Genomic DNA, 26,482 nt, shown 5'->3' with positions numbered 1-26,482 from the left:
TGGGGTTTATTTAATCAGTTAAAAAAATAGGAACAGCGCCTATTTTTCGTTCTAAAGCCGCGCTATAGAATGCTTTTCATCAGGATATATCTCTGCCTGTCAGTTCAACCGCCTGAAGCTGTGCTTTTACCGAAAGCTCCGCTGCTTTAAAAGCATGGTCCTGTGTCATAGCATTCTCTGTGCGGTTGATACAATCCAGAATCAGTTGTCCGAAAAACGGATAACCAACCTTACCTTTAACCTCATAATGCTTTTCTCCCTGCTTATTTACCAGGAATACATGATCGGAATCCTTCGACATACCTACATTTACATATTTTCTTAACTCGATATACCCTTCCGTTCCTAATATAATAGTCCGACCGTCTCCCCAGGTAGAAAGACCATCCGGTGTAAACCAGTCTACCCTGAAATAATTGGTGGCTCCGTTATCTCCAACAATATTACAGTCACCGAAATCATCCAGTTCGGGATACATGGAATTGTTGTAATTACCGATTTGGCTGCGAACCACCTGTGCATCCTTAACATTTGCATAAAAGAGGAACTGTTCAATCTGATGGCTTCCGATATCACACAAGATACCGCCGTAGTAATCCTTCTGAAAAAACCAATCCGGCCTTGAAGGAGCATTCAGTCTATGGGGCCCTAATCCAAGCACTTGAATTACTTTGCCTATGGCTCCCTCCTGGATCAGATATCCTGCATAGATAGCACTTTCCACATGCAGACGTTCACTGTAGTAAACCATATATTTTTTCCCGGTTTTCTTAACCTTTTCCTTAGCCATATCCAGTTGTTCCAGGGTGGTTAGAGGAGCTTTGTCCGTAAAATAATCTTTCCCGGCATCCATCACTCTCATCCCCAGTTCACACCGCTTAGAGGTAACGGCTGCTCCTGCAACCAGTTTTACCTCCCTGTCCTGCAAAATCTCTTCCTCAGAGGAAGCCACCTTCACTCCCGGAAATGTATTGCAGAATCTTTTTATTTTCTCCGGATCCGGGTCATAGACCCATTTTAACGTAGCCCCTGCTTCAATCAGCCCGTTACACATACCATAAATATGACCATGGTCCAGTGCTATCGCAGCAAAAATAAATTCACCCTCTTTAACCACGGGCGCCGGTTTTCCCTTTGGTGCATAATTCATTCCATCACTTACCTGCATACTACATTCCTCCGTCCTTAGTACAATGCATCTGTGTTGTACTAGAAATATTTGTAATCGCTTCCTACTGTAATATTCTGATCTTCAAAATTCTCAATGGATTTTGTCTTTTGATAAAACGGTTTTACATTTTTCATGATACCCTCTGCCGTATACCATGGATCATCTTTTGCAATCGGTAACTCTACGCTTTTTTCTTCGAAGCCTGATTTATAAATTGCTGTTATCAGTTCAATGGTATTCCTTCCGCTGTCACCGGTTATCATAGGCTGTGTTCCGTTTTCCAGGGCTGTTAACACATCTTCAATTTCACCGGTATGTCCTTCATGAGTTAGCTTAGGAAGTGCTTCGTAATATTCGGTCAGTTTTTCTTCCAAACTATTATTTCTTTCCGGAAAACCGTTACCCTTAGAATCAGATGCAAATACGTTCCAGGGGGCAGAGATTTTTGCCTTCTCTCCGTGAAACTCAATTTTCTGATTCTCGCCATGATGAACCAGTGAACTGGTTAATCGTGCCATAGCTCCACCTTCGTATTTTAATACTGCAACCGATGTATCCTCTACCTCCGAATTATCATGGGATACGTTACCTAAAACCGCATTCACCTTCTTAGGACATCCTCCCATCATCCAGTTGAGCATATCTATATGGTGTACTGCATGATTTAACGTACAGCCGCCGGCCTCCTTCTCCCAGGTACCGCGCCACCATAGATCATAATAGCTATGACCTCTCCACCAATAGGAATCAATATCTGCCCATACAATCTTACCTATCATCCCTGTGTCCAGGGTCTTCTTTAGATTCATAATCGGATCACGGAATCTGTTCTGTGCGATAATGCCAAGCATTTTCCCGGTTTCTTCTGAGGTTCGTAACATTGCATCACATTCCTCCAACGAAGCTGCCATTGGTTTTTCACAGAGTACGTTCATACCTGCTTTCATACAATCTATACTGATACCGGCATGTACATAGGGTGGTGTACATATACTGACTAAATCTATGTCTTTTCTATCTAAAATATCTTTATGAGAAGAATAAACCTTTGCATCCTTAAGAGAATACTCCTCTGCCTTCGCTTTCGCTTTCTCCGGATAGATATCTATCAGTGCTACAATCTTACAGCGGTCCTTAAACTCCAGATATCCCTTAATATGATTTTGTGATATATTACCTGTCCCAACAATTGCTACATTAATCATGTATCTACCTCCGTATTCTTTATCCTTTGATTATATAATATAACATTTTCCTAGAAAATGTTATATATTAACTTTTTTGCTGTTCTATTTTATAAATAAAGTTTATACCCAAGCTTTCCATACTTCCGGACAATATCCGACGGTTGCCTTTTTTCCATTACGGACAATTGGAGTATGAAAAAGCTTCGGATGTTCCAATAGCTTCTCTTCCTTATCTTCTAAAGATAAATACTTCATTAGATTAAGCAGCTCCTTTTCATTGGAATGCTCATCAAGTAACTTGTCAAATCCACCGACTGCCTGTTTGATATTATTATATTCACCCTTACTAATTCCAAACTTAGCTAAGTCAATGGATTGAAATTTGATCCCCCTTTCCTTAAAATACCGTTCTGCCTTCTTGGTATCAAAACATTTTGATTTTCCATAAATCTGAATGTTCATACGCTCCCTCCTGCATAACTTTCATTTTTATTCTCTTAACTATAATGATACTTTAAAACTCAGATTTTTTCCACTATTCTGCATGATAAATTATCTTTATAAAAAGATAATTAACATATAGATTTTTCGAATATTCCCAATTTATTAGGTACCATATTATGCTTAACTTTTTATATGATGTACACGATGACCTTATTATTTTTTAGTACATGAAGGCCTTAATATATTTTTGTGGCTTTCATCGCATTCTCATGATATAATATCTTAATTATTGTATCTTCTAAAATTTTAAGTATCTATTTTGAGAGGGTAAATGATAATAAAAACTTAATTAAAAATAATTTAAATAATCATAGGAGAAAAAACATATGAGGAATACTACTGCGAAAGCAATCGGCTTTAATCTTCTCATGGTTAATTCCTTTGTCTATATCGCCTTTTCTGTTTATGCACCGTTTTTAACTTTGTATTATACTGAAAAAGGATTAAGTGCCGGACAGATTGGTATCTTATCTACCATAGGCCCAATCATGGCGATTTTTATTCAACCCTTATGGGCTATGCTCAGTGATAAGACCGGCAAAAGAAAAGATGTATTATCCCTTGTTGTAATCGGTAGTGGTTTATCTTTATTCAGCTATTATCTTGGTAGTGGTTTTCTTACGTTTTTCTTCGCTACCATATTATTATCCATATTTGTCAATTCCATCATTCCGCTAAGTGATGCGATTGTGATACAGGATGCAAAAAAACACAATTTGGATTTTGCTAAAATCAGATTGGGCGGAACCATTGGTTTCGCTGTTATGGTAGCAGCAGCAGGAAGTTACTTAAAGCGTAACCCTTCCATACAGTTTATCTTTGGCTTTATTGCTTTTATGGTACTTCTGCTGTTTATTCGAATTCTTCCGAAAGATAATAAAAAAGAACGTCAGACCTTAAAGGCAAGGCGATTTGCAATAAAATTACCCAAATTAAATGGGCTGCTTCATATTTTTAATACCAGATTAATCTTATTTATATTGGCTTTTGCACTTTTAAGCCAAATTGGGATAAGTTTTTATTTTAGTTTCATGGGTGTTTATGTCTCCGAATTAGGCTTTGACCAAAACATACTGGGTCTTTTAAACAGCGTATCTGCTTTCAGCGAAATTCCGGTATTAATATTTATTAACAGAATATTGAAAAGATTCGGCGCCATGAAAATTATTATCTTCTCCTGCATGTTATTGGGTATTCGTATGTTACTCATGGCTAGTGGTTTCCTGTCCTTGTTGTTTTTTGCACAAATGTTTCATGGTGTTACATTTATGACTATCTACTTTAGCTGTGCCGTCTTTATTAGTGAGCATGTATTACCGGAGAAACAATCCCAGGGTCAGAGTACTCTGGCAATTGTACAAGCGGGGATCGGAAGCGTGATAGGTAATGTTGCCGGCGGCTATCTGGTGGATTATTTAACGGTGAAAACAACCTTTCAGCTAATTGCCATCTTAATATTATCCATGACTACTATTATAATGGTAATACAAATACTCTATACCAAAAAGATGAAAACCAAAGCCGTATAGATATCGTAACCTATCATATTGTATGATACTGAATATATTAAATACATCTGCAACTATAATTGCATTTATATGTTAAATTCAAAAGGGCTTCATAAGACCATGAAATCACTATAATCATGGACTTATAAAACCCTTTTCTATCCTAACATATTCATGAAATATATAATATAATAATCTTGTTTAATCAATTATAATATCTACTTGCTTTTTAATGTTTCTTCTTACTCTTGTATCATAACCGATGTCTTTAGCTTCGCTTCTGCTTCTTCTTTTGTATCCAGATAAATAAATTGATACAGTTTTACGATATTTAAATCCCAGTCTATTACCAACGGTGAAGTGACTCCGTTATAATCATCAGGTGCTTTAAATGTATTGTTAGCAGGTATACGGCTAGTGTCCATCTTTGAAATCTTATTCTCCAAGACATCCTCTAAGGCTCTCTCGATCTGTTTTGGTGAAAGATCTGTCGTTACATATCCCAAACATTGGTTCATAATCGGTAGTAATTTAAAGATGCTTTGGGATTTATAGCGGTCAAAGATCGCTTCTAACACCCTTCGATGTCGAAGGGATCGGCCGTAATCATCCGTGGTCCCACCTAGGGTTTCCACTCTACGTATTCTGCAATATCCCAACACCTGATTACCGTTTAATTTATTAATGCCGGGTTTTACATTACGATAGGCTTTGTTCGATATATAATTCGTGGTATTTAGGTACTCTGCTTCCTCTTCGCCAAGTTCTATCGTAATTCCGCCAAGTCTGTCTACTATCTTTTCAAAAGAATTAAAATTTATGGTTGCATAACCGTCAATTTTAATCCTATAATTCTGCTCAATTGTTTTTACCAAAAGCTTTGCTCCGCCCCTGGCATAAACCGCATTCAATTTCATTGGTTTCATTTCGGGAATTTCAATATAGGTATCCCGCAAAAGTGAGGTCAATTTTATTGTATGATCTTTTATATTGATAGAAGCAATCAACATACTGTCAGTGTTTCTTGCCCCTTTCATTTCTTCTACTCCAAAAATCAGGTAATTGGTTACATAGTCCTCTTGTCTTGGTTTAATAATTCTCTTTTTTAGAACAGTCTTATCTACGTTCTCATTCTCAGATCTACCTGTTGTAGTGCTTTCTTCTTCCGCTTCTTTATTTTCATTCTCTTCATCTTCGATATTCTCATTCCAAACTTCAGGAATGTATTCATGGATCACATCCTCCGTTTTAATATTCCCATGAATAAAATGACTGGCTATCTTATATATCATACTGCGACCACTTCTGGTTTTCACTAACCAAGCAGACAAAGATAAAAAAACGATTAGTACAATGCCACTGATTAGTAATAGCTTTTTTATTATTCCTCTATGTTTGATTGAATCCTGACTACTATGTTCTGAATCTGAGTGTATATCCTCCTGCATTTTTTATCCCCTCTTTTCTTATGTTTCCATTGCATATGAGTTTTTCATATGCTAATCCATAATACCAAATTTATGCAAATTTTGCAAACCCATATATTTGGAAAAACCGTTTGAGGTAAAATAAAGCTTTATTAAAATATATTTTTTCATAAAAGCGAAAGGACATATGATTAATTCTGTATATAGGATATGAATATAATGATTCATTTCTTATATACCTAATCAACAATATGCCCTTTCAAAAGTGCATTACACTAAGTGATAAGATTAAAATCCATTACGCATCATGCCTACTACAAGGTTACTCCTTGCTTAAAAATAGCCATATCATGAAAGCCTGCCGCTTCTGACTTAACCTGCTTACCGGAAGCAATCTCTAATACATATTGAAACAATTCTTCCGTCAAAGATTCCATTCCCTCTTCATTTAAAAGTTTTCCTGCATCAAAATCAATCCAGTTTTTCTTTTTATCATATAATCCGGTATTGCTGGATATCTTCATAGTAGGAACCGGAGAAGCAAAGGGAGTTCCTCTTCCGGTCGTAAATAGTACCAAGTGAGCTCCTGCTGCTGCCAAAGCCGTCGCTGCTACCAAATCATTACCGGGAGAAGAAAGTAAATTTAATCCTTTCGTAGTTATAATATCACCATACTTTAACACATCAGTAACCGGAGCATTTCCTGATTTTTGTGTACACCCAAGAGACTTATCCTCAAGGGTTGATATTCCACCCTCTTTATTACCGGGAGATGGATTTTCATAAATGGTCTGATTATGTCTTCGATAATACTCTTTAAAATCCGTAATCATCTCTACAGTTTTATGGAAAAGTTCTGCGTTCTGACACCGATTCATCAGTAAGGTTTCCGCCCCGAACATTTCTGGTACTTCCGTCAGGATGGTTGTACCACCGTGGGAAATCATAACATCAGAGAAAGCCCCTACTAAAGGGTTCGCTGTAATCCCTGAAAATCCGTCAGAACCTCCACATTTCAATCCGACAATCAATTCTTTGGCATTAATTTTCTCTCTGACATAACTGCCGGCATATGAAATAAGCTCTTTTATAAGTAACTCTGCCGCTTCCATCTCATCCTCAACGTCCTGGCACTGAAGGAATTTAACCCGGTTTTTATCAAATTCTCCAATATATGCAAGTAATTCCTTGATACTACTGTTCTCACAGCCAAGTCCAAGTACCAGTACTCCTCCTGCATTGGGATGATTAATTAAATTAGCTAATATCTTTCTGGTGTTTTCCTGGTCATCTCCCAGCTGAGAACAACCATAGGGATGCCCAAAAGCGATCACCTGATCCACTGTATCAGGTAGGTTTTTGTTCATCCTTCTTGCTAAAGCTTCTGCTATGGAATTCACACAACCTACGGTTGGGATAATCCATATCTGATTTCTTATTCCTACTTTTCCATCGGTTCTCTTATAACCGTTAAAATAGGCTTCTTTCCATTCCATATCCTGCATAGTCTGGGGCGCATAATCATACTCCACATTATCCCCCAGAGTTGTAAGAATATTATGGGTATGAATCCAAGTTCCGGTTAAAAGATCTTCTTTTGCACATCCAATGGGAAAACCGTATTTTATGACGGGCTCCCCTTGCTTAATATTAGCTATACAGAATTTATGACCGGATGGTATCTTCTCGTTAAGTATAATAGGATGATTATCAACCATGACCTCAGTGCCTTTATTTAATTCAGTTAAGGCTACGGCCACATTATCCTTCTTATGAATTCTGATATATTCCTGCATATTCTGCTCCTTCTGAATTCGATATATCAAATGTTGTGTAAAGATTGCATCTGTATATCTTAATAGCTGAGGTAATTTATCATAACAACTAGCCATTCCTGATAACATTTAGCTACATCGTAAATTACATTTATTGAAATCGTTTTATTTAACCGGAGACAGGATAGATTTTAATGCCTCTCTCATTCCGTTTTCTCTGATTTCTTTTAGATAGCTGGATAATAATTGTATCAAGCCGGGATAACCGGTCATATCCTCACCGAAAAATTTATCGTTTTTAAGATATGCTAATGCAAAATCATCATCCGATAATCCCGCGTTTTCCTTGAAAAACTCCAGTACTGAGGTATCATCCATGATATGATATTTATCTTGATCCCGATAGCCAATCAACGCATGGTCACTCATTTCTTCACTTCTATAAAAGCTCATTAATGCCGCAATGGAGAATGTAAGATGTAGAGGTAATTTATCATATTTTTTTATATAATCCCGGAAGCTGGGAAGGCAACGGGCCTTCCATTTTGAAACACTGTTTAAGGATATCGATAACAGCGAATGCTTAATAAACGGATTTTCAAATCGTTCTAAAACGGAATCTGCGAAGGATCGAAGCTCCTCCTCCGAAAGAGTAAGAGTAGGAATAATTTCATGATATATGGTTTTGGTTAGAAATTCCCTAATCAACGGATCCTTCATGGATTCAAGTACATAATCATTTCCCGCCAGATAGGAAGCCAAAACCATTGAGGTATGGGCACCGTTTAATATTCTGACTTTTCTTTCTCTGTAAGGTCGTTGATCATTGGTGAATATCACAGGAAGTCCTGCCTGATTAAGAGGAAATTTCTTGGATATATCCCTCTCACTTTCAATTACCCAAAGTCCAAACAATTCTCCCGTTACCAGCAAATCATCCTGATAACCTAAGTCCTCAAAACACTCCTTAGCTTCATCTTTTGGAAAACCGGTGATGATGCGGTCCACTAAAGTTGAGCAAAAAGTACAGGCTTCTTCTATCCAAACACGAAATTCATCTTCTAAGTTCCATAAGTTAATAAAATCCATAACACATCTACGCAATGTTTCTCCATTACGCTCAATCAGTTCACAGGGAATGATAATAAGTCCTTTCTCCTTATCCCCATGAAAGTTTAAAAATCTGTTATGCAAAAACTTCGTTAATTTTCCTGGGTAGGTTTTTGGGGGCTTCATATAATAAGAATCTGTTTCATCATAAACAATACCCGCTTCCGTGGTATTCGATACGATAAACTGAAGCGATGGATATTTGGCATATTCCATATATTTATCATATTCTTCATATGCACCAATCGCCTCTGAGATACTGGTAATCTTTCTGTTGATTACCTTACTTTCTCCGTTTTCATTCCCCCGTAAGGAGACGCTATATTGGCATTCCTGCTCACGAAATAAATCAAGATTACCATATGGAATTGGCTTTACTATAACAACATTTCCATGAAAAACACCGGCTTCGTTAGCCACATCAATCATATAATCAACAAATCCGCGTAAAAAGTTACCCTCACCGTATTGAAGTACCTTTACAGGACGCTCAACTGCTAATGTGATACTTTTATCTAATCGTTTCATTCGTACCTCCTGCTCTTCCTAAGCTGTAACACGATACACCCTGTTCAGCATATTGATTTCTTCTATCTATTATTTTAAGGATTACTAATATACAAGTCAATCATACGATATTATCTTTTTTATCTTATTGTTATACTCAATTGACTTATGGCGTGTCTTAGTTGCACATAACTATTCCTTTATTGTATAATCTTCCTGTACTGATACGATCTATACTAACCCGAATAAAATCCAAGGAAATATATTACAAAAAGCAACGTAATTCATTCGTTTCTTGATATAATCATTATAATTATTATAATAATAACGAATAAAACCAATTTATTTATTCCTAAAGATTTCGTTAATCATTATTACATCATACTAATACAACCATTAGAGGAGGATTCATATGAAGCAATTTATGGACCAAGATTTTCTTTTGACAACAGAAACGGCAAAGGTATTATATCATAATTATGCCAAAGAGCTGCCAATTGTTGATTACCACTGTCATATCAGTCCAAAAGAAATCGCTGAGGATAGACATTTTAACAACATTACTGAGGTTTGGCTGGGGGGCGACCATTACAAATGGAGGCAGATGCGCTCCAACGGTATTGAAGAAGAATATGTAACCGGGAAGGCCTCCGATCGGGATAAGTTTCAGAAATGGGCCCAAACCTTACAAAGAGCTATCGGTAATCCTCTGTATCATTGGAGTCATCTGGAATTACAGCGATATTTTGATTATAATGGTGTTCTGAATAAATCTACCTGGGAAGATGTATGGGAGCTTGCCAATGAAAAACTTCGCCAACCTGACATGAGTGTTCGTAATATTATTAAACGTTCTAATGTAAAAGTAATCTGTACCACCGATAGTCCTATTGACGATCTGATGTGGCATAAGATGATTGCACAGGATGAAAGCTTTGATGTGAAGGTTCTACCCACTTTCCGTCCTGATAAAGCAGTTCATATTGAAAAATCTGATTTTATTGAGTTTATAAAAGAACTGTCTAATATCAGCCAATTACCAATTACGAATTATAATACAATGTGCAAAGCCTTACAGAATAGAATTGATTACTTTGCCGAGGCAGGATGTCTTGTGGCTGATCACAGCCTACCCTATGTTATGTACCAACCCACCTCTGAAGCAGCAGTGGAAGAAATCTTTCAAAAACGGTTGGGCGGAGCCAGCTTAGACGAAACTCAGTTGATGCAATATAAAACCTCCATTATGCTCTTTTTTGGTAGGGAATACCATAAGAGAAACTGGGCCTTGCAACTACATTTTAATTCCCTTCGTGACAATAACACCAATATGTTCAAACTGCTTGGTCCTGACACCGGCTACGATTGCATCAATAATGAAGGCAGCGCGGCGCAGTTAACCGGTTATCTAAATGCTTTGCAAAGTACAGATCAGTTACCAAAAACCATATTATACTCCTTAAATCCGAACGATAATGCCTTAATTGGTACCGTACTGGGATGCTTTCAGGATTCCTCTGCCATTGGTAAAATACAACATGGTTCAGCTTGGTGGTTTAATGATCATAAGCTTGGCATGACAGAACAACTACAATCTCTGGCGAATCTGGGGCTTTTGTCTAATTTCATAGGAATGTTGACTGATTCCCGCAGCTTCCTCTCGTATACCAGACATGAATACTTTAGAAGAATTCTCTGTGACATCATTGGCAACTGGGTCGAGAATGGTGAATATCCATATGATTTGGAAGCCCTTGGGGAGATTGTGCAAGATATATCTTATAATAATGCGATTCGTTATTTCGGTTTTATATAGATTTAATGAACAATTAAAGAATATTTTCGGGGTTGTCTCACACAGACTAAGATAGGACAGGACCTGGGTTTCCCACACACTCTCGTTGGAGTACGTCTTCTCAGATTAATATGCCTGTTTTCGTACATAAATGTACGTAACAATCAGACAAATCTGAGAATTCGTTCTCCAAATAGTGCATTTAGGGAAACCCTGGTCCTGTCTTTTTATCTTAGTCTGTATAAGACAGCCCCGCTGTACTCGTTAGGGTTCGTATTATAAGTTTTTCTCTATAAGATTTGAGTCAAATGCCTTTCTTCAATCTGGAATTCGTCAAATGATTCAAGCAAATCATAGTTTAGAGCAACTGTTGTGTACACCACTATATATTTCATACAAGCGAGTGCGTGCCCGGAATAAACTATGGTATGTATCACCTATTCAATAACTAAGATTGTACAAATTTAAGTATGATGTTATTTTCGGGCTCTTGAAACATAACTGTATAATAAAATAACCCTGCCTCTTTCCAAGTTCTGATAGTACAGACTAAAAAAGGCAGGGTTATTATTGCTCTGTGTCAATAGTTATGATCGGATACCACTTTGTGAGTGCGTACAGCGGGCTGTTTCCAATAGAATAAGATAAGTAGGAACCTATGTTCCGTCTTATCTTATTCTATTGGAAACAGCCCGTACTAAATCATATTATCTGTCATATAGGAACTCTTCCGGTAGCTCTACATGAAAATCCTTTGCCAGATCTCTAAAGTTTTGTGCCGTTATGGTTTGAAGTTTTTCCTTACTCATAGAGAGAACTTTCACTAAAATCTCAGCTGCCTTTTCTACCGTATGAGCCAGTCCAAAGGTGATATCAAAATCTTCTCCGGAACAAAACATTCCATGGTGTGCCCAGATGGCTACACTATATTTTTTCATCAGTTTACTGGTCTCTACCGCAATACTTCTTCCACCCGGAACCATCCATCCTACAACACCGACTCCCTCAGGAAATACAACCGGACATTCTGTAGCCATCTCCCATAATTCTCTGGTAAATATCTCATCCTTTAGGGGAAGGACGAAGGTTAATGCTATCACATTCGCTGGGTGACAATGATATATGACTCTATGTTTTCCTCCTGTCACCTCTTTTTTCACTTCATGATTCATCAGATGAGAAGGCAATTCGCTGGTCGGTCTTCCGCCGCTACATAACCCCCATCGAATCCGATAATTTTCTCCTGATGCATCAATTTCAATAATTGCAATATTCTCCTCCGGAGCTAGTACTACATTTCGAAAGAACTTTCCTGAACCGGTTACAAGAAAATATTCGCCGGCAAGTCTCGGTACTTTAGCTCCGATATCAACCCAGGGTTGATAGGCGGTTAGGTGATCTTTTACCTGCTCTACCTCTTCCGACTTTAAACGGTACGTTAAATTACCTCCGTTTCGTTCATGCCACCCCTGTTTAAATCCGTCATCGGTTAATCTGATAAAGCCTTTGATAAATTCAATATCTGTTACTTTCATCCTACAGTCCTCTTTTCTATGTTATCACTTATTATATGAGTACATAATTTCATGTTTATCCTTCCTAACCATATACTATATTTGTTCATCCCATAAAGCACATTTCAGGTTAAGTGATCGATTACCCCCAAGTTTCTATCTTATCTCATGAGTAATCCACATGAATTAAAACCATTCTGATATTTATGAACGTAAACCGGTATTCTATGAACATAGATCACATTATAACCTATTATTTTACTTGCATCTAAGTTTCATATCTCTTACCTTTTTGATAATACATCCGTTTCATATTGCTGTATCCATGCAAACCAATCTTCCTTCTCCGGTACGTTATGTTTGTTGCAAAAATAATCCCACACGTCACCAAAGGGATAGGATTTCATCTCCTCTTGCATGACTAATAGCTTTGTCAGCTCATTATTCTTTTGCATACGGGCAAATTCTTTATAGGGGGTCAGAAGTGCAAACAGCAGTGCCTTTTGCATATTGCGCATTCCTAATATCCATGCGCTGATGCGGTTGATGCTGGCATCGAAAAAGTCTAATCCGATCATTACCCGATCAAGTGCATCATTTCGAACAATCTCCTTGGCAATTTCTTTCGTTTCATCATCAAATAATACCACATGATCACTGTCCCAGCGGACCGGTCTTGTGACATGTAAAGCCAGCTTCTGATCAAATAGAAGTAAGGAGGATAGCTTATCCGAAACCATCTCGGTAGGATGGTAATGACCGTTATCCATCAAACTCAAAATTCCCTTCTGCGCGGCGTATTTCATGCAAAATTCTGCACTGCCTACCGTATAGGATTCCAAACCGATCCCAAATACCTTGGATTCTAAACTCACCAATACTTTCTCTTTATCATAATCGATGGATAGAATTTGATCGAGAGAATCCTTAAACCTCTCCCTTGGCGAGTACCTGTCCGCCGGAATATCCTTATATCCGTCAGGTATCCAGATATTCATTAGGCAAGGAGTATTTAGCTCCTCAGCATAATATTCTGATATTTTGATACAGGCTTTTCCATGGTCAATCCAAAATTTTCGTATCTCTTCATTAGGACTAGATAAGGTAAACTGCGCAGCCTTTGGATGTGAGAAAAAAGTCGGATTAAAGTCTAACCCTAAGCCCCTTTCCTTAGCAAAATCGACCCATGCTTTATAATGTTTCGGTTCCAGCTGATCTCTATCAGCAAATTCCCCCTCTTCAAAAATTGCATAACAAGCATGTAAATTAATCCTGTGGGTTCCGGGTATCAGACTAAGTGCCATATCAATATCCGCCATCAATTCCTTAGGCGTTCTTGCTCTACCCGGATAATTCCCGGTGGCCTGAATCCCCCCGGATAAGGGTCCTTTCCTGTCAAAACCGGTTACATCATCCCCTTGCCAGCAATGCATTGACAAAGAAATATTATCAAGTCGTTTTATTGCTTCCTCTGTATCTACCCCGATTTTTTGATAAAGTCTTTTTGCTGTTTCATACCGCTTTAAAGTATCCATTCACATCCTCCATTCAGTTGTTATGCTTAATAAAATTCTAAATCAGTTTTTGTATTTCAAAGGAGTGATACACACATTCCCTGGCATCCTTCAAGCTACAAAATACATTGTCCTTCATCATCTGTACCAACAGATTTCCAATCGCTGTTGCTTCCACCGGTCCGATATAGATCTCCTTCCCGGTTGCTTTGGCTGTCAGTTCATTCAGATATCCGGCATTGGATCCACCTCCAACGATATGAATACCGGAGTAGGTTATCCCTGTCAATCTCTCAATTTCATTTACTGTAACGGCATAGCTTTCAGCCAGACTATGATAGATGCAGGCTGCCAACTCTCCAATCGTGACAGGGATCGGTTGATTGGTTTTCTTACAATAATATTTAATTTCCTGTATCATACTCTCGGGAGCAAGAAAAACTTCTGCATTAACATCCAATCTCGAAGGAAAATCGTCTGCCTCTTTGGCCAACTGACATAGTTCCTCATAGGTACATTTAGATTTAAGTTCCCGTCGTATGCATTGAACCATCCATAGGCCCATGATGTTTTTAAGACATCTGTAACGGTATTCAAAGCCTCCCTCATTGGTGAAATTATGCTCCATACTATAAGCAGAGTTATAGGGTTTCATACTTTCAATACCCATCAAAGACCAAGTGCCGGAGCTTAGATAGATAAAATCCTCCTGCTTCGAAGGAACAGCCAGTACCGCTGAACCTGTATCATGCGTAGCAGGTAACACTACCTGACAGTCAAATCCAACTTCATCTATTATATCCTTACGAAAGGAGCCTACCACCGTCATCGGCATATGGATCGCTTTAAAGATATCCCGGGGAAACTCCAGTAAATCCATTAATTCATAATCCCAATCCTTTGTCTTAAGATTAACCAACTGTGTTGTCGTGGCATTGGTATACTCCACACATTTATTACCGGTTAAAAGATAATGAAAGTAATCCGGTATCATAAGAAAATCCTTCGCTTTATCTAAGTACTTCGGATGATTTTGTTTTACTGCCATCAGCTGATATATCGTATTGAAATTAAGCTTTTGGATACCGGTTCTCTGATACAAGCTTTCCAAAGAAATTAAATCACCGACCTTACGATCCATCCCATTGGTTCTACTATCCCGATAAGCTACGGTGTCACCCAGAATCTGACCATCTTTATCTAATAGAACAAAATCCACTGCCCAAGTATCGATTCCCATGCTAGTTGGTATACGGTTTTGCTTTTTGCATATTTTCAAGCCATTTACTATCTCCTGAAACAATCCCTTTAGATCCCAGCACAGATGCTTGTTCTGCTTTATTAAATTGTTTTCAAAGCGGTATACTTCCTCCAATGTAAGTTTTCCATTATTCATATACCCCAGAACATGTCTTCCACTGGAGGCTCCGATATCAATAGCCAGATAATATTTCTGCATCTACTCAATCCTTTCAAATTTTATTATACATTTATGTAAAATCCACTTGAAAATCATCTATAGTGGTGCTTTGGCCACGCTTTCTTTTTGTATTATTGAAAGGTGCAGATTTTACTTTTTGCTTTTATAAGTTTTACAAACACACAAATCATTATATACAAATTAAAACAATTAAACTATAACAATATTGTTTGATTTTCCTTAGAAAAAGCATAATATATTTGTAGTTTTATTAAATATATTGATTTATAATTAGGTCAAAAGAACATATTTTTTTCCATGAACAAATCTGTTATTTTTATAATGAACAAAATATTACAAAAAGCGAGGTAACAATATGATCTTTAAAGACAATAAGGTATCTGATATTAATATAGCGTATATCGGAGGGGGATCGAAGGGTTGGGCCTGGACCTTTATGGCTGACTTAGCCATTGATGAACAAATGTGCGGTAGAATCCGCTTGTACGATATAGATAAAGAGGCAGCACATTACAACAAGATTATCGGTAACTCCGTATCAGACGACCCGGATACAAAAGGTAAATGGAATTACGAAACTGCCGACAGTTTAAAGGAAGCCTTAACCGGAGCCGATTTTGTAGTGATCTCTATTCTACCGGGAACCTTCGAGGAGATGCGCTCTGATGTCCATGCACCTGAGAAATATGGTATCTATCAACCGGTTGGGGATACCGTTGGACCGGGCGGACTGGTTAGAGCTCTTCGTACCATTCCTATGTTTGTAGAAATTGCTGAGGCCATCAAACAGTATTCCCCCAATGCTTGGGTAATCAATTATACGAATCCCATGTCCCTATGTGTAAAAACTTTATATTATGTATATCCGGACATAAAAGCTTTCGGCTGCTGCCATGAGGTATTTGGTACACAAAAGCTTCTTGCAAAAATGTGTGACGAGATGCTTGGTATAGAAAATATAGATCGTAGTGAAATCAATGTCAATGTTTTAGGAATTAATCATTTCACTTGGTTTGATCGGGCCTCTTACAAAGGTTATGACTTATTCCCATTGTATAAGGAATTTTCAGACCGTTACTTCGAAGAAGGCTGTGCTATTAAGGATGACAACTGGATGAACAGTCCGTTTGCCTGCAGTCACAGAGTAAAATTTGATTTATTCCGTCGATATGGTTTAATCGCCGCTGCCGGTGACAGACATCTGGCTGAATTTGTTTCCCCTGTCTATCTAAAAGATCCGGAAACCGTTATTTCCTGGGGCTTTAAATTAACCTCTGTGGATTTTCGCATCGATGACTTACATAAGCGTATGGAAAAATCCGAACAATATGTAAGCGGCGAAAAAAAGCTTGATAAAACTCCTTCCGGTGAAGAGGGAATACTTTTAATCAAATCCCTCCTTGGCCTAGCGCGAACGGTGAGCAATGTTAACGTGCCTAACTATGGTCAGATAGCCAATCTGCCGATTGGTGCAATCGTAGAAACTAACGCTTTGTTTGAAAGAGATCATATTGCCCCTGTGTTCTCCGGTTCTGTACCGGAGAATGTTAGGGAATTAATCGCTCCTCACATAATAAATCATGATGATATTTTACATGCTGCTCTGACCTGTGATCGTAAACTGGCTTTTAAAGCATTTCTAAACGATCCCTTAATGACCATTCATGAAGCAGATGCCCTTGATTTATTTAATGAAATGCTTGAGAATACAAAAGCATATTTACCAAAGGATTGGTTTCCACACAAATAAACATAATATTTCTATTTAACCAATCTGCTTTAGTTTCATCAACTTCTTACGATATTTTAAAGGTGAAATTTCAGTATACTTTTTAAATACTTTTTCAAAGTAAGTGATACTATCATACCCAACGAGCCCGGCAATCTGAGTAATACTGTAATCGGTATTTTCTAATAGTTGCTGGGCTTTCTTAATACGGATGATATTGATATATTCATTTACGGTAAAGCCAGTAATTTCTTTGAAAATTCTGCTAAGATAGCATTTACTGATATAAAAATCTTCTGAAATATCCGCTAAGGATATATTATACTGATAATTTTGTGTAATGTATTCTGCAATTTCATTGATTTTCTTATATTTTTCCGTTTGTATGGTTTCTGACTTTAAGGTAGCATTCTCTCCGTTTTTACATCTTGTGGCAAAGATCAGAAGTTCCGCTAGTTTTGCTTTGGTTACAAACTCATAGCTGGTATGCTTTTCCTTCATTTCTCTAATAATTCCGAAAAGAAGCTCCTCCACATAATGCTGTCCTGCTTCATTCAATTCAATTACACCTGAGTTTTTTGTAAAAAAGCTTCTCATATCAATATTATCGTATAATTGAAAGATCGGTTCTAAGGCCTCTTCCGTAATCAGCATCAGAATTCGATCGTGATGAGTGGTGTTGGTTCCAACCGTTTTATGAATTTGATTCCGATCAATAATGACCAGACTTCCCTTTTTCACATCATAGGTCTGCTTCTCGATGAAATAAAACCGTTCACCACTTACAAGATAATATATCTCATATTCATTATGAAAATGTTTTGATACCATGTTAAAGCTAGCTTCTCTTTTAATCCGCTCTACCATGATACCCCCAACTGTATCACTGAATAAAATAGTGTCCATATTAACCCACTTTCTAAAAGGAATGTATGTGTCTATCTTTAATAAGGAAAAGGAGCTATATTTTCAACCTCAATCTGCCACATTCCGTTTTTTGGAAAACCGGGAGTGTCTTCCTTGCAACCTGAGTAGCCAGCCGCCATCATGGCAACTGCCAGAAGCAGAGATCCGTTACCGGGAAGGTATAGAGGCAGATCCTTTCTTAATCCCTGTGTATTATTACCGCTGGCTGCATATTGATTGTTCGGTGTATTCATAAGAAGACTTTCAATTGCCGTATCAGGATCTTTAAGCCTTGTTGCAGTCATGGCAATCATAGCAAAATCCCAACCCCAGGTGGTTGCAAAATCCCAACCCTTCATCGTTGCTTCCACTGTGTTTTTCATAATGTTTTTGTCAACCCTATCACTATAAATTAAACCATAAGCGGCCAGCATCGATGGATGATCCTTATTAAACTTCGTAAAGGTATCCGGACAGTTTTCGTGGGCCAGATATACACCGTCCTTTACCGGAAGGTCTGCCATATGGTTAGAGATTTCAAGCCATTCATAGCCCTGCTCTTCCTTTCCGATTCGTTTTGCCCAGTCCGCCGCAATCCGTAATGTAAATCTCCAATATTCCAGCTCATAGGTTGGATTATGGGTTGTTAACGGATTATGTGCTTCCTGTGCCGGTATTAAAGGCGCAACCAACTCATATTTTCCCGTGATCGGATTTTTCACTGCGTAGTCCGCCATAAAATCCGCGGTTTCTTTCATTACTTCCCAGTATTCCTTTAATAGAGTATCACAAGGATTACATTGGTATACCATCTCTAACATATAGATGATGTGAGGCTGCTGCCAGATTAACAGGGTTGCGATCGGTGAGGGACTGTCTACTGCATCATAAGCAACCTGTTTGGGCCACTTCGCTCCCTTAAAACCATTGCGGGAAGCATTATCCTTCGCTTCCTTCAGATGTTCTTTATACCATCCAAGGCTTCTTTTCAGTAGCTCTGTTCTTCCCCACAAAGGCAGATAAGCCAGATGCCACAGATACATCTCCAGATGAAATTTACCGTGCCAGCTGTTACAAGTCAGTCCGGTTTCCTGGGGCGGCATGGACCCACAGGAATTAACAACACTGACGTATTGGGATAGAACAATCCTTCGTTCCAACTCCAATGCCCGTTCATCCTTTGATTTATGAAGGTCTATAGCCCCTCCATTCTCCCAGAAGTCCTTCCAGCCAAGCTTGCTGCTGTCCAGCGCTTCGTCGTAAGTGCTTAAATCTTGAATCGGTTCTTTTGAAAATGTTGTAGAGAAGGCTATTTCATCTTGACCGGAAGATCCTATTACTATTTTGTGATTATCTTTAACATCATAAGTTATTTCATTATCAGACTTCACTCCTACATAATAAGCATCCCTATCTAATCTTCGATTCACCAATAAGGAGGTATGGTCAATCGAATTGATCACTATCGTTTCGTGTTTGTCCACCTTTTCCCAATCAGAGGCTGTGATATCTGCAGACCCATAAGGAAAAGAAAGCATTATTTTTAAGCTTCCTTCTTTCAGAAGGTCACTTTCTATTTGAATCGCAATGGCATCCTTACTATGATGACAGCAGGTGAAAACCTTACATTTTACACCGTCTAATAAAAAATTACTTTCTATCGTACCGGTATATAAATTCAGTGACTGATGAATATCGGATAAATCCTCAGGTTGAATACATTTTCCTTTATAAATAAGCCCAAGTCTACCAAGATTCATGCGATGAGGATTTTGGCGAAGCCAGTAATATACCTCTTCATTTCCTTTCTTACACTCTACCGCATAAGTAACTTTACGACCGGCATAATCGTACTCCGTCATTTCTACATCCTGTAGGGTATAACTATACCTGTCAGAACTTACCGGGGTTGTATGCCAGCCCCATTGGCTTAAGGTACATAAGGGATTATCATTTTCTTTATAATAGTCATATAGGGATTGCATACCTGTTATATCAACAGTATAAGCAAATTCCCCATTCCCCACTGTGAAAGGGGATCTAACATCAATATGATTTAATTTAGGATTATGTCTGGTAACCAGACTGTATCTGTTAATTGGCATATTTACCCTCCGTATGCCTTTTCGGCAATTCAACTTGTACTTCTATCTTAATGTAGACAGTTCCTGCTGACAATACCCTCTTTCGAATATTTTCTGCATAACAGCAGTTAATATGATAGTTGGTAAACAGCAGGAACATGGTTTCAAAAATATATCCTTAGTTTTTTCATTTATAAAACTTAAATCTTAAGTTAACCTTTTAGCCCACTTGTACTGATTCCCTCTGTCAGATATTTATTGAAGAAGAGGAAAATTAAGAATACCGGCAACAAGGATAAGGTTGACATTGCAAACATGGCACCATAATCTGTTCTGGAAGAGGCATCAGCAAAAAGCTTTAAGGCGATGGACACGGTATACGACTGTGGCTTGCTTAGATATACCAACGGACCTTGAAAATCATCCCACTTCCAATAAAACTGAATAATAATCGTAGTAACAATAACCGGTTTTAAAAGCGGGAATACTATATTACGAAATATTCCATAACGGCTACACCCATCTACAAAAGCTGCTTCATCCAGTTCTCTTGGAATACCGGCCATAAACTGCATCATCTGAAAGATAAAGAAAGCCTGCCCAAGAAAATGTGGGAGAATTAGTGGTATCATGGAAGGCACTAATCCAAGTCTGTGATAAATTATGAACTGGGGAATTAAGAGTATCTGTCCCGGTAATAACAAAGTCATAATCATTAGAGTAAACAGTAACTTTCTTCCTCTATATCTAAGTCTGGCAAAGGAATAAGAGATACAAGCTGAACTGATTACGGTACCTATGGTTGCTACCACTGTAATGAAAAATGAGTTTTTAAAGAAAGTTGCAAAGGTTATTTTACCGAAGCCGCTCCAACCTGTTACGAAGTTTTCCCATCTAAAATTCGGAGGAATTAAACTTAAGGAACCATTTAATATCTCTGTGTTATTCTTTAAGGAACCGCTGATCATCCACAAAACCGGGTAAACCATGGCAAATCCGAAAATTGAAATTAATACATGATAGAAAAGTTTTGACATTATTTTTTTATTATTCGTCATCATTTCTACCTCCTAATTGCTGTCTGCTTCACTAAACACCCAGTATTTCGATGTTTTGAAGATAATAAAGGTAATTAAGCTCATGACCACCAGCATAATCCAGGACATCGCACTGGCATATCCCATGTCGTAGTATTTAAACGCATGATTATATACATACAAAGCATAAAAATTGGTTCTGTCATTGGGACCGCCTCTGGTGATAACAAAGGCCTGGGTAAATGACATAAAGGCAGCAATGGTCTGCATAACCAGATTGTATAAGATGACCGGTGATAAGCAGGGTATCGTAATTTTAATAAATGACTTCAGACGGTTTGCACCATCAATCTTAGCTGCTTCATAATAAGTAAGAGGTATCTGTTTTAGTCCTGCAGCAAAAATGATCATACTAGATCCAAACTGCCATGCTGACATTAAAATCAAAGGTGTCATAGCAAAATCCTGATTACCGAACCAAGAGATCTTTTCAAACCCCAACCCGGTAATCATATGGTTAATTAAGCCGTTTCTTGAGAACAGTTCCTTCCAAACCAAAGCTACTGCAATGCTTCCACCGATTAGAGAAGGGACATAAAACAGCGAACGGTAAAAGCTTTGCATCCGTGTTCTGCGTGTTAAGATAACAGCAATAAATAGCGCAAAGGAAAGTTTTAATGGTACGGAGGTTAATACATACTCCAGCGTAACCTTTACGGAATTTATAAATCTGCTATCTTGAAATAATCGGGTATAATTATCAATTCCAATTACCTGTTCTTGTTTAATTAAATTAAAGTCGGTAAAGGAATAATAAAACGATGTGATAATCGGTACGATTGTAAATCCTAAAAATCCTATGATAAAAGGAGCTGCGAAGATATAACCAACCGTATACTCTTTATGTAGGAATTTATAAACTGAACTTTTCAACTTCTTCATCCCATTCCTCCAATCTTTTAGGGAGGAATTATCCTCCAATCTTTTTCGTATTATTTTTGTAGGCTACTATCTTTCTTTGGGAAATCACATCAAACTTATGTTTTAGATTCTATTATGAAACATCTGGCTCATTATCGATTTATTTATCAAAAAGCCTTTATACGCTTAAGGAGAATAGACTCCATAGATTCCATATTATTGTTATTAATTCCATAGGGTATGGTGCAACTTAAAAACACTATGGAATTAATAATTTTTTAACTAATACATTCTTTGAGTCATTCTTAGTTGCTACTATGCCAGCTTGAAGTATTAGAACTCCTTACTATATAAAGTAAAGAGTTCTAATACGATTGTATCTTTTTAATACCTTTTGGTTCATTATTAAATAGTCATAGTACTATACAATTTCTTATAGATCTCTTGGACTCAGTTCAAAAACTACTATTTACTGAATTTTGATTTTGCAAATTCATAATTCGCTTTTGCTGCCTCATCTGCTGTCATTTCGCCATAGATAACCTTTTCTATTAACAGTTTATAATTATCTTCGATTTCTGCCTTTTGCTCGGGGCTGATAACATTAACTTCTCCCGTTTCAAAGCTACCAACTAATTCAACAAATTCGTTAACTACAACCTGAAGATCTGATTGTAATGGAGCTTGTGCCTCAAGTACATTAGAAAAGATTGAGATACCACGTTCGCCCATTAATATCTTGTTAGCTTCCTCATCTGTCCAGAAGAAATTCAAGAATTTTGCTGCCTCTTCCGGATGTTCGGAATCCTTAGAGATACTGAACATCTGGGAAGACTGGATCGCTGATCCGGAAGGTCCGTCTGCTTTCTTTCTAGGGATTGGAGCTAGTTTAAGTTCTCTGCCTGCTGCTTCTGATAATGCGATAAACTGATTGCTTGCAATCCAAGTCATAGCTGCTTCGCCTGTCACAAGGTAATCACCTTCAATATCTTTGATCTCTGCAATTGCACCGGGATCCGGATATGCTCCGGCATTTGTAAGGTCAGCTCTCATCTGAATATAGTCTGTCATTAAGGTGTAGTCATCAAAACCTAGGTCATCATTCGACATTGCAAAGAAGCCTAAATTAATGTCGGACTGAGGAATACCTGCAGAACATCCTCCGATGAAATCATCGAATTTGGAACTTCCATAAATCCCTAGTTTTTCACTAATAGTCAAACTTGCCTGTGCATAATCATCCCAGGTCCAATTATCTGTAGGTTCCGGAACTCCTGCTTCTGCAAATAACGCAGGATCATATGCAACGCCATAGGTGTTAACACCACTGGATATACCTACTTGAATACCTTCGTGCTGTGTTGTTTTTAAGAATGCATCTGTTGTATTGGATACATCAATAATACCTGATTCTATGTATTCGTTTAATGGTACAATTTTAGTTAAATAGGTAGGGAAATTACCACCTAACTGGAACATATCCCATACATCATCGGAAGCTACCAAAGTATTAAGTTTTGTTATGTATCCATCAAAATCATAAAACTCATATTCAATGTTTACATTAGGGTTTAAGGATTCATAAAGTTCAATTACTTTAACGGTACCGTCATGTCTTAATTGGGAACCCCACCATGCGATACGTAATTCAATCTTCTCTTCGGAAGCTGTATCCGGTGTATCCGTATCCTCTTTGTTCGTATCTTCTACACCCGCATCCTTCTTACCGGTTTCTTCTTCTTTGTCTTTACCACTACATGCCACAATTGAAAACATTGTGAAAATTGCTAAAAGAATAACCAAAAACCTTTTCATTTTCATATAATTTTTCCTCCCTTTAATGTGTTGTTAGCAACATCTATGTGAAAATTATACAACGTAATGGAATTTAAAGCAATATATAATGATAAATATAGCAATATCGTTTGAAAAGATATATTTTTCAAACAATATTGACCAGCAAAATGCATATTGCATTCCTCAACTCACATTTGTCATAGGAAAACAAGGGACTGAACAAGATGTATTATTCCCAATCGATCATTAATTCTGATGAACCCGATAGAGAGGTTATATGAGTGTAAAAATAAACAATTATTGCATATATTATCATGAAGTTATATATAATAGGGGTTTCACATGCTGAATGGAATTAATAGCGCAAAGATAGAAAATGAACTTAATCTGGCCCTTGATATTCCTGCATCGGAAAGAGCAAAGACTTATAATCTGGATGTAGGTTATTCCCCAATCACTAATCTATGGGAATTGATTGTTAAGTTTAGTGGAGATTTAGAACGCCTGGAAGATGAATTAGGTGCGTCCACCGTAGAATTATTCAATGGCTATGCCATTATAACAATTCAGGAGGAGTTCATTGACAGACTTGCTGAATATGATGAAATTGAGTTTATTGAAAAACCAAAACGCATCTACTTTGAAGTAAATCATGGCCGAGCTGTTTCCTGTATTAATCCCATTCAGGCACCGGGTATCTATAATCTATTAGGCAGCGGTGTACTAGTAGCCATTATAGACTCAGGAATTGATTATTCACACCCGGATTTTCGCAATGAAGATGGAACGACAAGAATTGCCGCTCTATGGGACCAAACAATAGAAGGTAATCCACCTCCTAATTATGATACAGGCACTTTATATACAAGAGATGAAATAAATGAAGCCTTATTACTACCCATACCGGAGCGGTATGAAATTGTACCCAGCGTTGATTTATCCGGTCACGGTACCCATGTAGCCGGTATCGCCGCAGGAAATGGAAGAGCCAGTGACGGATTATACCGCGGAGTAGCCCCCTTAAGTGAGTTAATTGTCGTAAAACTGGGTACCTCCATCGGTGACTCCTTCCCAAGGACGACTCAGTTAATGACAGGCATAGATTTTGCTGTACGTTATGCCCTAGCGTTAGATCTTCCGCTGGTGGTTAATATCAGTTTTGGCAATAATTATGGCTCCCATACCGGTAGAACCATATTAGAATCCTACATTAACGATGTAGCTAATCAGGGTAAAACCAGTATCGTTATAGGAACCGGCAATGAAGGAGCCTCTGGAAGACACGCTAGGGGTATACTTACCATGGATGAAAAAACCTTGGTTGGGATATCGGTCAGTGAATTTGAATTTAATTTAAGTTTACAGATATGGAAGTATTATTTTGATCATTTTGATATCGTTATTATAGCCCCTAACGGAACTCGGGTAGGGCCAATTCCCAGATTATTAGGTACGCAGCAGTTCATTATAGGACAGACGGAGATCCTACTGTATTATGGGGATCCCACTCCCTTTAACCAGTTACAGGAGATTTATATCGAACTTATTCCTGTTCAAACCTATATCAACACCGGTGTGTGGCAGTTTGAACTGGTTCCGCGAAAAATCGTAGTAGGGGATTATGATATGTGGCTGCCTGCCGGAGGAACCTTAAATCCATCCACACGTTTTCTTTTTCCTTCTGAATATACAACTCTGACCATACCCTCAACAGCTTACCGCGCTATATCCGTAGGAGCCTATAATGGTTATACTGACAGCTATGCTCCATTTTCCGGAAGAGGTTATACGAGAGACGTAGATATAAAACCGGAACTGGTTGCCCCGGGAGTTGATATCACCTCCACATCACCCGGTGGTGGATATACAACCCGTTCCGGAACTTCCATGGCAACACCTTTTGTAACCGGAAGTGCTGCATTGCTAATGGAATGGGGTATTATCAGAGGAAATGATCCCTATCTGTATGGCGAAAAACTAAAGGCATACTTAATTGACGGATGTAGATCTCTTAGAATTGAACCTGTTTATCCAAACAGAACCCTTGGTTACGGCGCCTTATGCCTACGGGAAACATTCGACAATATCATATTATAATAATGTAAAAATCCTTTCTATCACAATTACATGTTTTTGACATATATTGATATCAAAAGATTATGGGGGGCTTGATATGTCCGAGCAGATGAAATCCAACTCAGATCATGAAAAAGAGCTAAAAGCACAAGCTGATAAAAAAGATAGTGATAACAAAGAAGAAACCAAAACTTCAAAGCAAAATTTAGGTGGATACCCATATAGTAATAATAATCTATATGATAACAACGATAACAACAATGTAAACCGTCCAGACGTTTATAATAATAGACCTGGGGTTTATAATGGGGTTTATGACAACAATAACTATTTCGGCGAGCCGGGGTTAAACGGCGGCATTTATAACAACCGCAACCGCAGACCGGGCGTTTATGATGGAATTTATGAAAACAATAACTATATCGGCGAGCCGGGCTTAAATGGCGGCATTTATAACAACCGCAACCGCAGACCGGGCG

At 38.0% G+C, this 26,482-nt stretch carries 19 protein-coding genes; 5 read left to right on the top strand and 14 right to left on the bottom strand.

Translation table 11 applies throughout. The features are described 5' to 3' along the window. Positions 1–79: 79 nt before the first annotated feature. The 3 genes from I5677_RS06410 to I5677_RS06400 form a co-directional block, all read right to left on the bottom strand. Complete coding sequence (locus I5677_RS06410) at positions 80–1,168, bottom strand: Gfo/Idh/MocA family protein (RefSeq protein ID WP_197660744.1); 1,089 nt, start codon at positions 1,166–1,168, stop codon at positions 80–82. Between the two features lie 41 nt (positions 1,169–1,209). Then, entirely contained in the window at positions 1,210–2,376 is a 1,167-nt protein-coding gene (locus I5677_RS06405) for a Gfo/Idh/MocA family protein (protein WP_197660743.1), read from the bottom strand. Between the two features lie 102 nt (positions 2,377–2,478). Continuing rightward, the gene (locus I5677_RS06400; RefSeq protein ID WP_197660742.1) at positions 2,479–2,820 is read right to left on the bottom strand and encodes an arsenate reductase family protein; all 342 of its coding nucleotides are present in this window, start codon (positions 2,818–2,820) and stop codon (positions 2,479–2,481) included. A 368-nt stretch (positions 2,821–3,188) separates the two neighbouring features. Between I5677_RS06400 and I5677_RS06395 the strand changes: the two genes are divergently transcribed. Further along, a complete protein-coding gene (locus tag I5677_RS06395; protein ID WP_197660741.1) occupies positions 3,189–4,391 on the top strand; it encodes an MFS transporter in 1,203 nt (400 codons plus the stop codon). Positions 4,392–4,612: 221 nt separating this feature from the next. Here I5677_RS06395 and I5677_RS06390 read toward each other — a convergent pair whose 3' ends face one another. The 3 genes from I5677_RS06390 to I5677_RS06380 form a co-directional block, all read right to left on the bottom strand. Continuing rightward, positions 4,613–5,818 carry an LCP family protein gene (locus I5677_RS06390; protein ID WP_197660740.1) on the bottom strand — a complete coding sequence of 402 codons (1,206 nt, stop codon included), beginning with the start codon at positions 5,816–5,818 and terminating at the stop codon, positions 4,613–4,615. Between the two features lie 293 nt (positions 5,819–6,111). Beyond that, complete coding sequence (locus I5677_RS06385) at positions 6,112–7,593, bottom strand: UxaA family hydrolase (protein WP_197660899.1); 1,482 nt, start codon at positions 7,591–7,593, stop codon at positions 6,112–6,114. Between the two features lie 144 nt (positions 7,594–7,737). Beyond that, positions 7,738–9,210: a tagaturonate reductase gene (locus I5677_RS06380; RefSeq protein ID WP_197660739.1), complete on the bottom strand. Its 1,473-nt coding sequence runs from the start codon at positions 9,208–9,210 to the stop codon at positions 7,738–7,740. A gap of 391 nt (positions 9,211–9,601) precedes the next feature. Here I5677_RS06380 and uxaC point away from each other — a divergent pair, with 391 nt between their 5' ends. After that, the gene (uxaC, locus tag I5677_RS06375) at positions 9,602–11,005 is read left to right on the top strand and encodes a glucuronate isomerase (RefSeq protein WP_197660738.1); all 1,404 of its coding nucleotides are present in this window, start codon (positions 9,602–9,604) and stop codon (positions 11,003–11,005) included. A 686-nt stretch (positions 11,006–11,691) separates the two neighbouring features. Here uxaC and rhaD read toward each other — a convergent pair. The 3 genes from rhaD to rhaB form a co-directional block, all read right to left on the bottom strand. Beyond that, the gene (gene rhaD / locus I5677_RS06370; protein ID WP_197660737.1) at positions 11,692–12,519 is read right to left on the bottom strand and encodes a rhamnulose-1-phosphate aldolase; all 828 of its coding nucleotides are present in this window, start codon (positions 12,517–12,519) and stop codon (positions 11,692–11,694) included. Between the two features lie 263 nt (positions 12,520–12,782). Then, entirely contained in the window at positions 12,783–14,033 is a 1,251-nt protein-coding gene (locus I5677_RS06365) for an L-rhamnose isomerase (RefSeq protein WP_197660736.1), read from the bottom strand. A gap of 37 nt (positions 14,034–14,070) precedes the next feature. Further along, positions 14,071–15,471: a rhamnulokinase gene (gene rhaB, locus I5677_RS06360; protein WP_197660735.1), complete on the bottom strand. Its 1,401-nt coding sequence runs from the start codon at positions 15,469–15,471 to the stop codon at positions 14,071–14,073. A 337-nt stretch (positions 15,472–15,808) separates the two neighbouring features. Between rhaB and I5677_RS06355 the strand changes: the two genes are divergently transcribed. Beyond that, positions 15,809–17,203, top strand: a complete 1,395-nt coding sequence (locus tag I5677_RS06355; protein WP_197660734.1) for a family 4 glycosyl hydrolase — start codon at positions 15,809–15,811, stop codon at positions 17,201–17,203. Between the two features lie 15 nt (positions 17,204–17,218). Here the strand turns inward: I5677_RS06355 and I5677_RS06350 are convergent, their stop codons facing one another. From I5677_RS06350 to I5677_RS06330, 5 genes are all read right to left on the bottom strand, one after another. Then, positions 17,219–18,088, bottom strand: coding sequence for an AraC family transcriptional regulator (locus tag I5677_RS06350; protein ID WP_197660733.1), 870 nt, complete (start codon positions 18,086–18,088; stop codon positions 17,219–17,221). A gap of 38 nt (positions 18,089–18,126) precedes the next feature. After that, complete coding sequence (locus I5677_RS06345; RefSeq protein WP_197660732.1) at positions 18,127–20,193, bottom strand: glycoside hydrolase family 65; 2,067 nt, start codon at positions 20,191–20,193, stop codon at positions 18,127–18,129. 191 nt (positions 20,194–20,384) lie between these two features. After that, the gene (locus I5677_RS06340; RefSeq protein ID WP_197660898.1) at positions 20,385–21,230 is read right to left on the bottom strand and encodes a carbohydrate ABC transporter permease; all 846 of its coding nucleotides are present in this window, start codon (positions 21,228–21,230) and stop codon (positions 20,385–20,387) included. Between the two features lie 12 nt (positions 21,231–21,242). Continuing rightward, positions 21,243–22,151 (bottom strand): carbohydrate ABC transporter permease, encoded by a 909-nt coding sequence (locus tag I5677_RS06335; RefSeq protein WP_197660731.1) that lies wholly within the window; start codon positions 22,149–22,151, stop codon positions 21,243–21,245. Positions 22,152–22,595: 444 nt separating this feature from the next. Then, positions 22,596–23,951 carry an ABC transporter substrate-binding protein gene (locus tag I5677_RS06330; RefSeq protein WP_197660730.1) on the bottom strand — a complete coding sequence of 452 codons (1,356 nt, stop codon included), beginning with the start codon at positions 23,949–23,951 and terminating at the stop codon, positions 22,596–22,598. 318 nt (positions 23,952–24,269) lie between these two features. Between I5677_RS06330 and I5677_RS06325 the strand changes: the two genes are divergently transcribed. Beyond that, a complete protein-coding gene (locus I5677_RS06325; protein ID WP_206762678.1) occupies positions 24,270–26,024 on the top strand; it encodes a S8 family peptidase in 1,755 nt (584 codons plus the stop codon). Positions 26,025–26,100: 76 nt separating this feature from the next. Continuing rightward, on the top strand, positions 26,101–26,482 hold a 382-nt coding region (locus I5677_RS06320), incomplete at its 3' end, for a hypothetical protein (protein WP_197660729.1).

The organism is Mobilitalea sibirica (genome assembly GCF_015999265.1).
Lineage (GTDB): Bacteria > Bacillota > Clostridia > Lachnospirales > Lachnospiraceae > Mobilitalea > Mobilitalea sibirica.
This window is presented reverse-complemented; position numbering and strand designations above follow the sequence as displayed.

Excerpts from the sequence above, each read along its gene's own strand:
- I5677_RS06410 (WP_197660744.1), bottom strand. The coding sequence starts at position 1,168 with ATGCAGGTAAGTGATGGAATGAATTATGCACCAAAGGGAAAACCGGCG.
- I5677_RS06405 (WP_197660743.1), bottom strand. The coding sequence starts at position 2,376 with ATGATTAATGTAGCAATTGTTGGGACAGGTAATATATCACAAAATCAT.
- I5677_RS06400 (WP_197660742.1), bottom strand. The coding sequence starts at position 2,820 with ATGAACATTCAGATTTATGGAAAATCAAAATGTTTTGATACCAAGAAG.
- I5677_RS06395 (WP_197660741.1), top strand. The coding sequence starts at position 3,189 with ATGAGGAATACTACTGCGAAAGCAATCGGCTTTAATCTTCTCATGGTT.
- I5677_RS06390 (WP_197660740.1), bottom strand. The coding sequence starts at position 5,818 with ATGCAGGAGGATATACACTCAGATTCAGAACATAGTAGTCAGGATTCA.
- I5677_RS06385 (WP_197660899.1), bottom strand. The coding sequence starts at position 7,593 with ATGCAGGAATATATCAGAATTCATAAGAAGGATAATGTGGCCGTAGCC.
- I5677_RS06380 (WP_197660739.1), bottom strand. The coding sequence starts at position 9,210 with ATGAAACGATTAGATAAAAGTATCACATTAGCAGTTGAGCGTCCTGTA.
- uxaC (WP_197660738.1), top strand. The coding sequence starts at position 9,602 with ATGAAGCAATTTATGGACCAAGATTTTCTTTTGACAACAGAAACGGCA.
- rhaD (WP_197660737.1), bottom strand. The coding sequence starts at position 12,519 with ATGAAAGTAACAGATATTGAATTTATCAAAGGCTTTATCAGATTAACC.
- I5677_RS06365 (WP_197660736.1), bottom strand. The coding sequence starts at position 14,033 with ATGGATACTTTAAAGCGGTATGAAACAGCAAAAAGACTTTATCAAAAA.
- rhaB (WP_197660735.1), bottom strand. The coding sequence starts at position 15,471 with ATGCAGAAATATTATCTGGCTATTGATATCGGAGCCTCCAGTGGAAGA.
- I5677_RS06355 (WP_197660734.1), top strand. The coding sequence starts at position 15,809 with ATGATCTTTAAAGACAATAAGGTATCTGATATTAATATAGCGTATATC.
- I5677_RS06350 (WP_197660733.1), bottom strand. The coding sequence starts at position 18,088 with ATGGACACTATTTTATTCAGTGATACAGTTGGGGGTATCATGGTAGAG.
- I5677_RS06345 (WP_197660732.1), bottom strand. The coding sequence starts at position 20,193 with ATGCCAATTAACAGATACAGTCTGGTTACCAGACATAATCCTAAATTA.
- I5677_RS06340 (WP_197660898.1), bottom strand. The coding sequence starts at position 21,230 with ATGACGAATAATAAAAAAATAATGTCAAAACTTTTCTATCATGTATTA.
- I5677_RS06335 (WP_197660731.1), bottom strand. The coding sequence starts at position 22,151 with ATGAAGAAGTTGAAAAGTTCAGTTTATAAATTCCTACATAAAGAGTAT.
- I5677_RS06330 (WP_197660730.1), bottom strand. The coding sequence starts at position 23,951 with ATGAAAATGAAAAGGTTTTTGGTTATTCTTTTAGCAATTTTCACAATG.
- I5677_RS06325 (WP_206762678.1), top strand. The coding sequence starts at position 24,270 with ATGCTGAATGGAATTAATAGCGCAAAGATAGAAAATGAACTTAATCTG.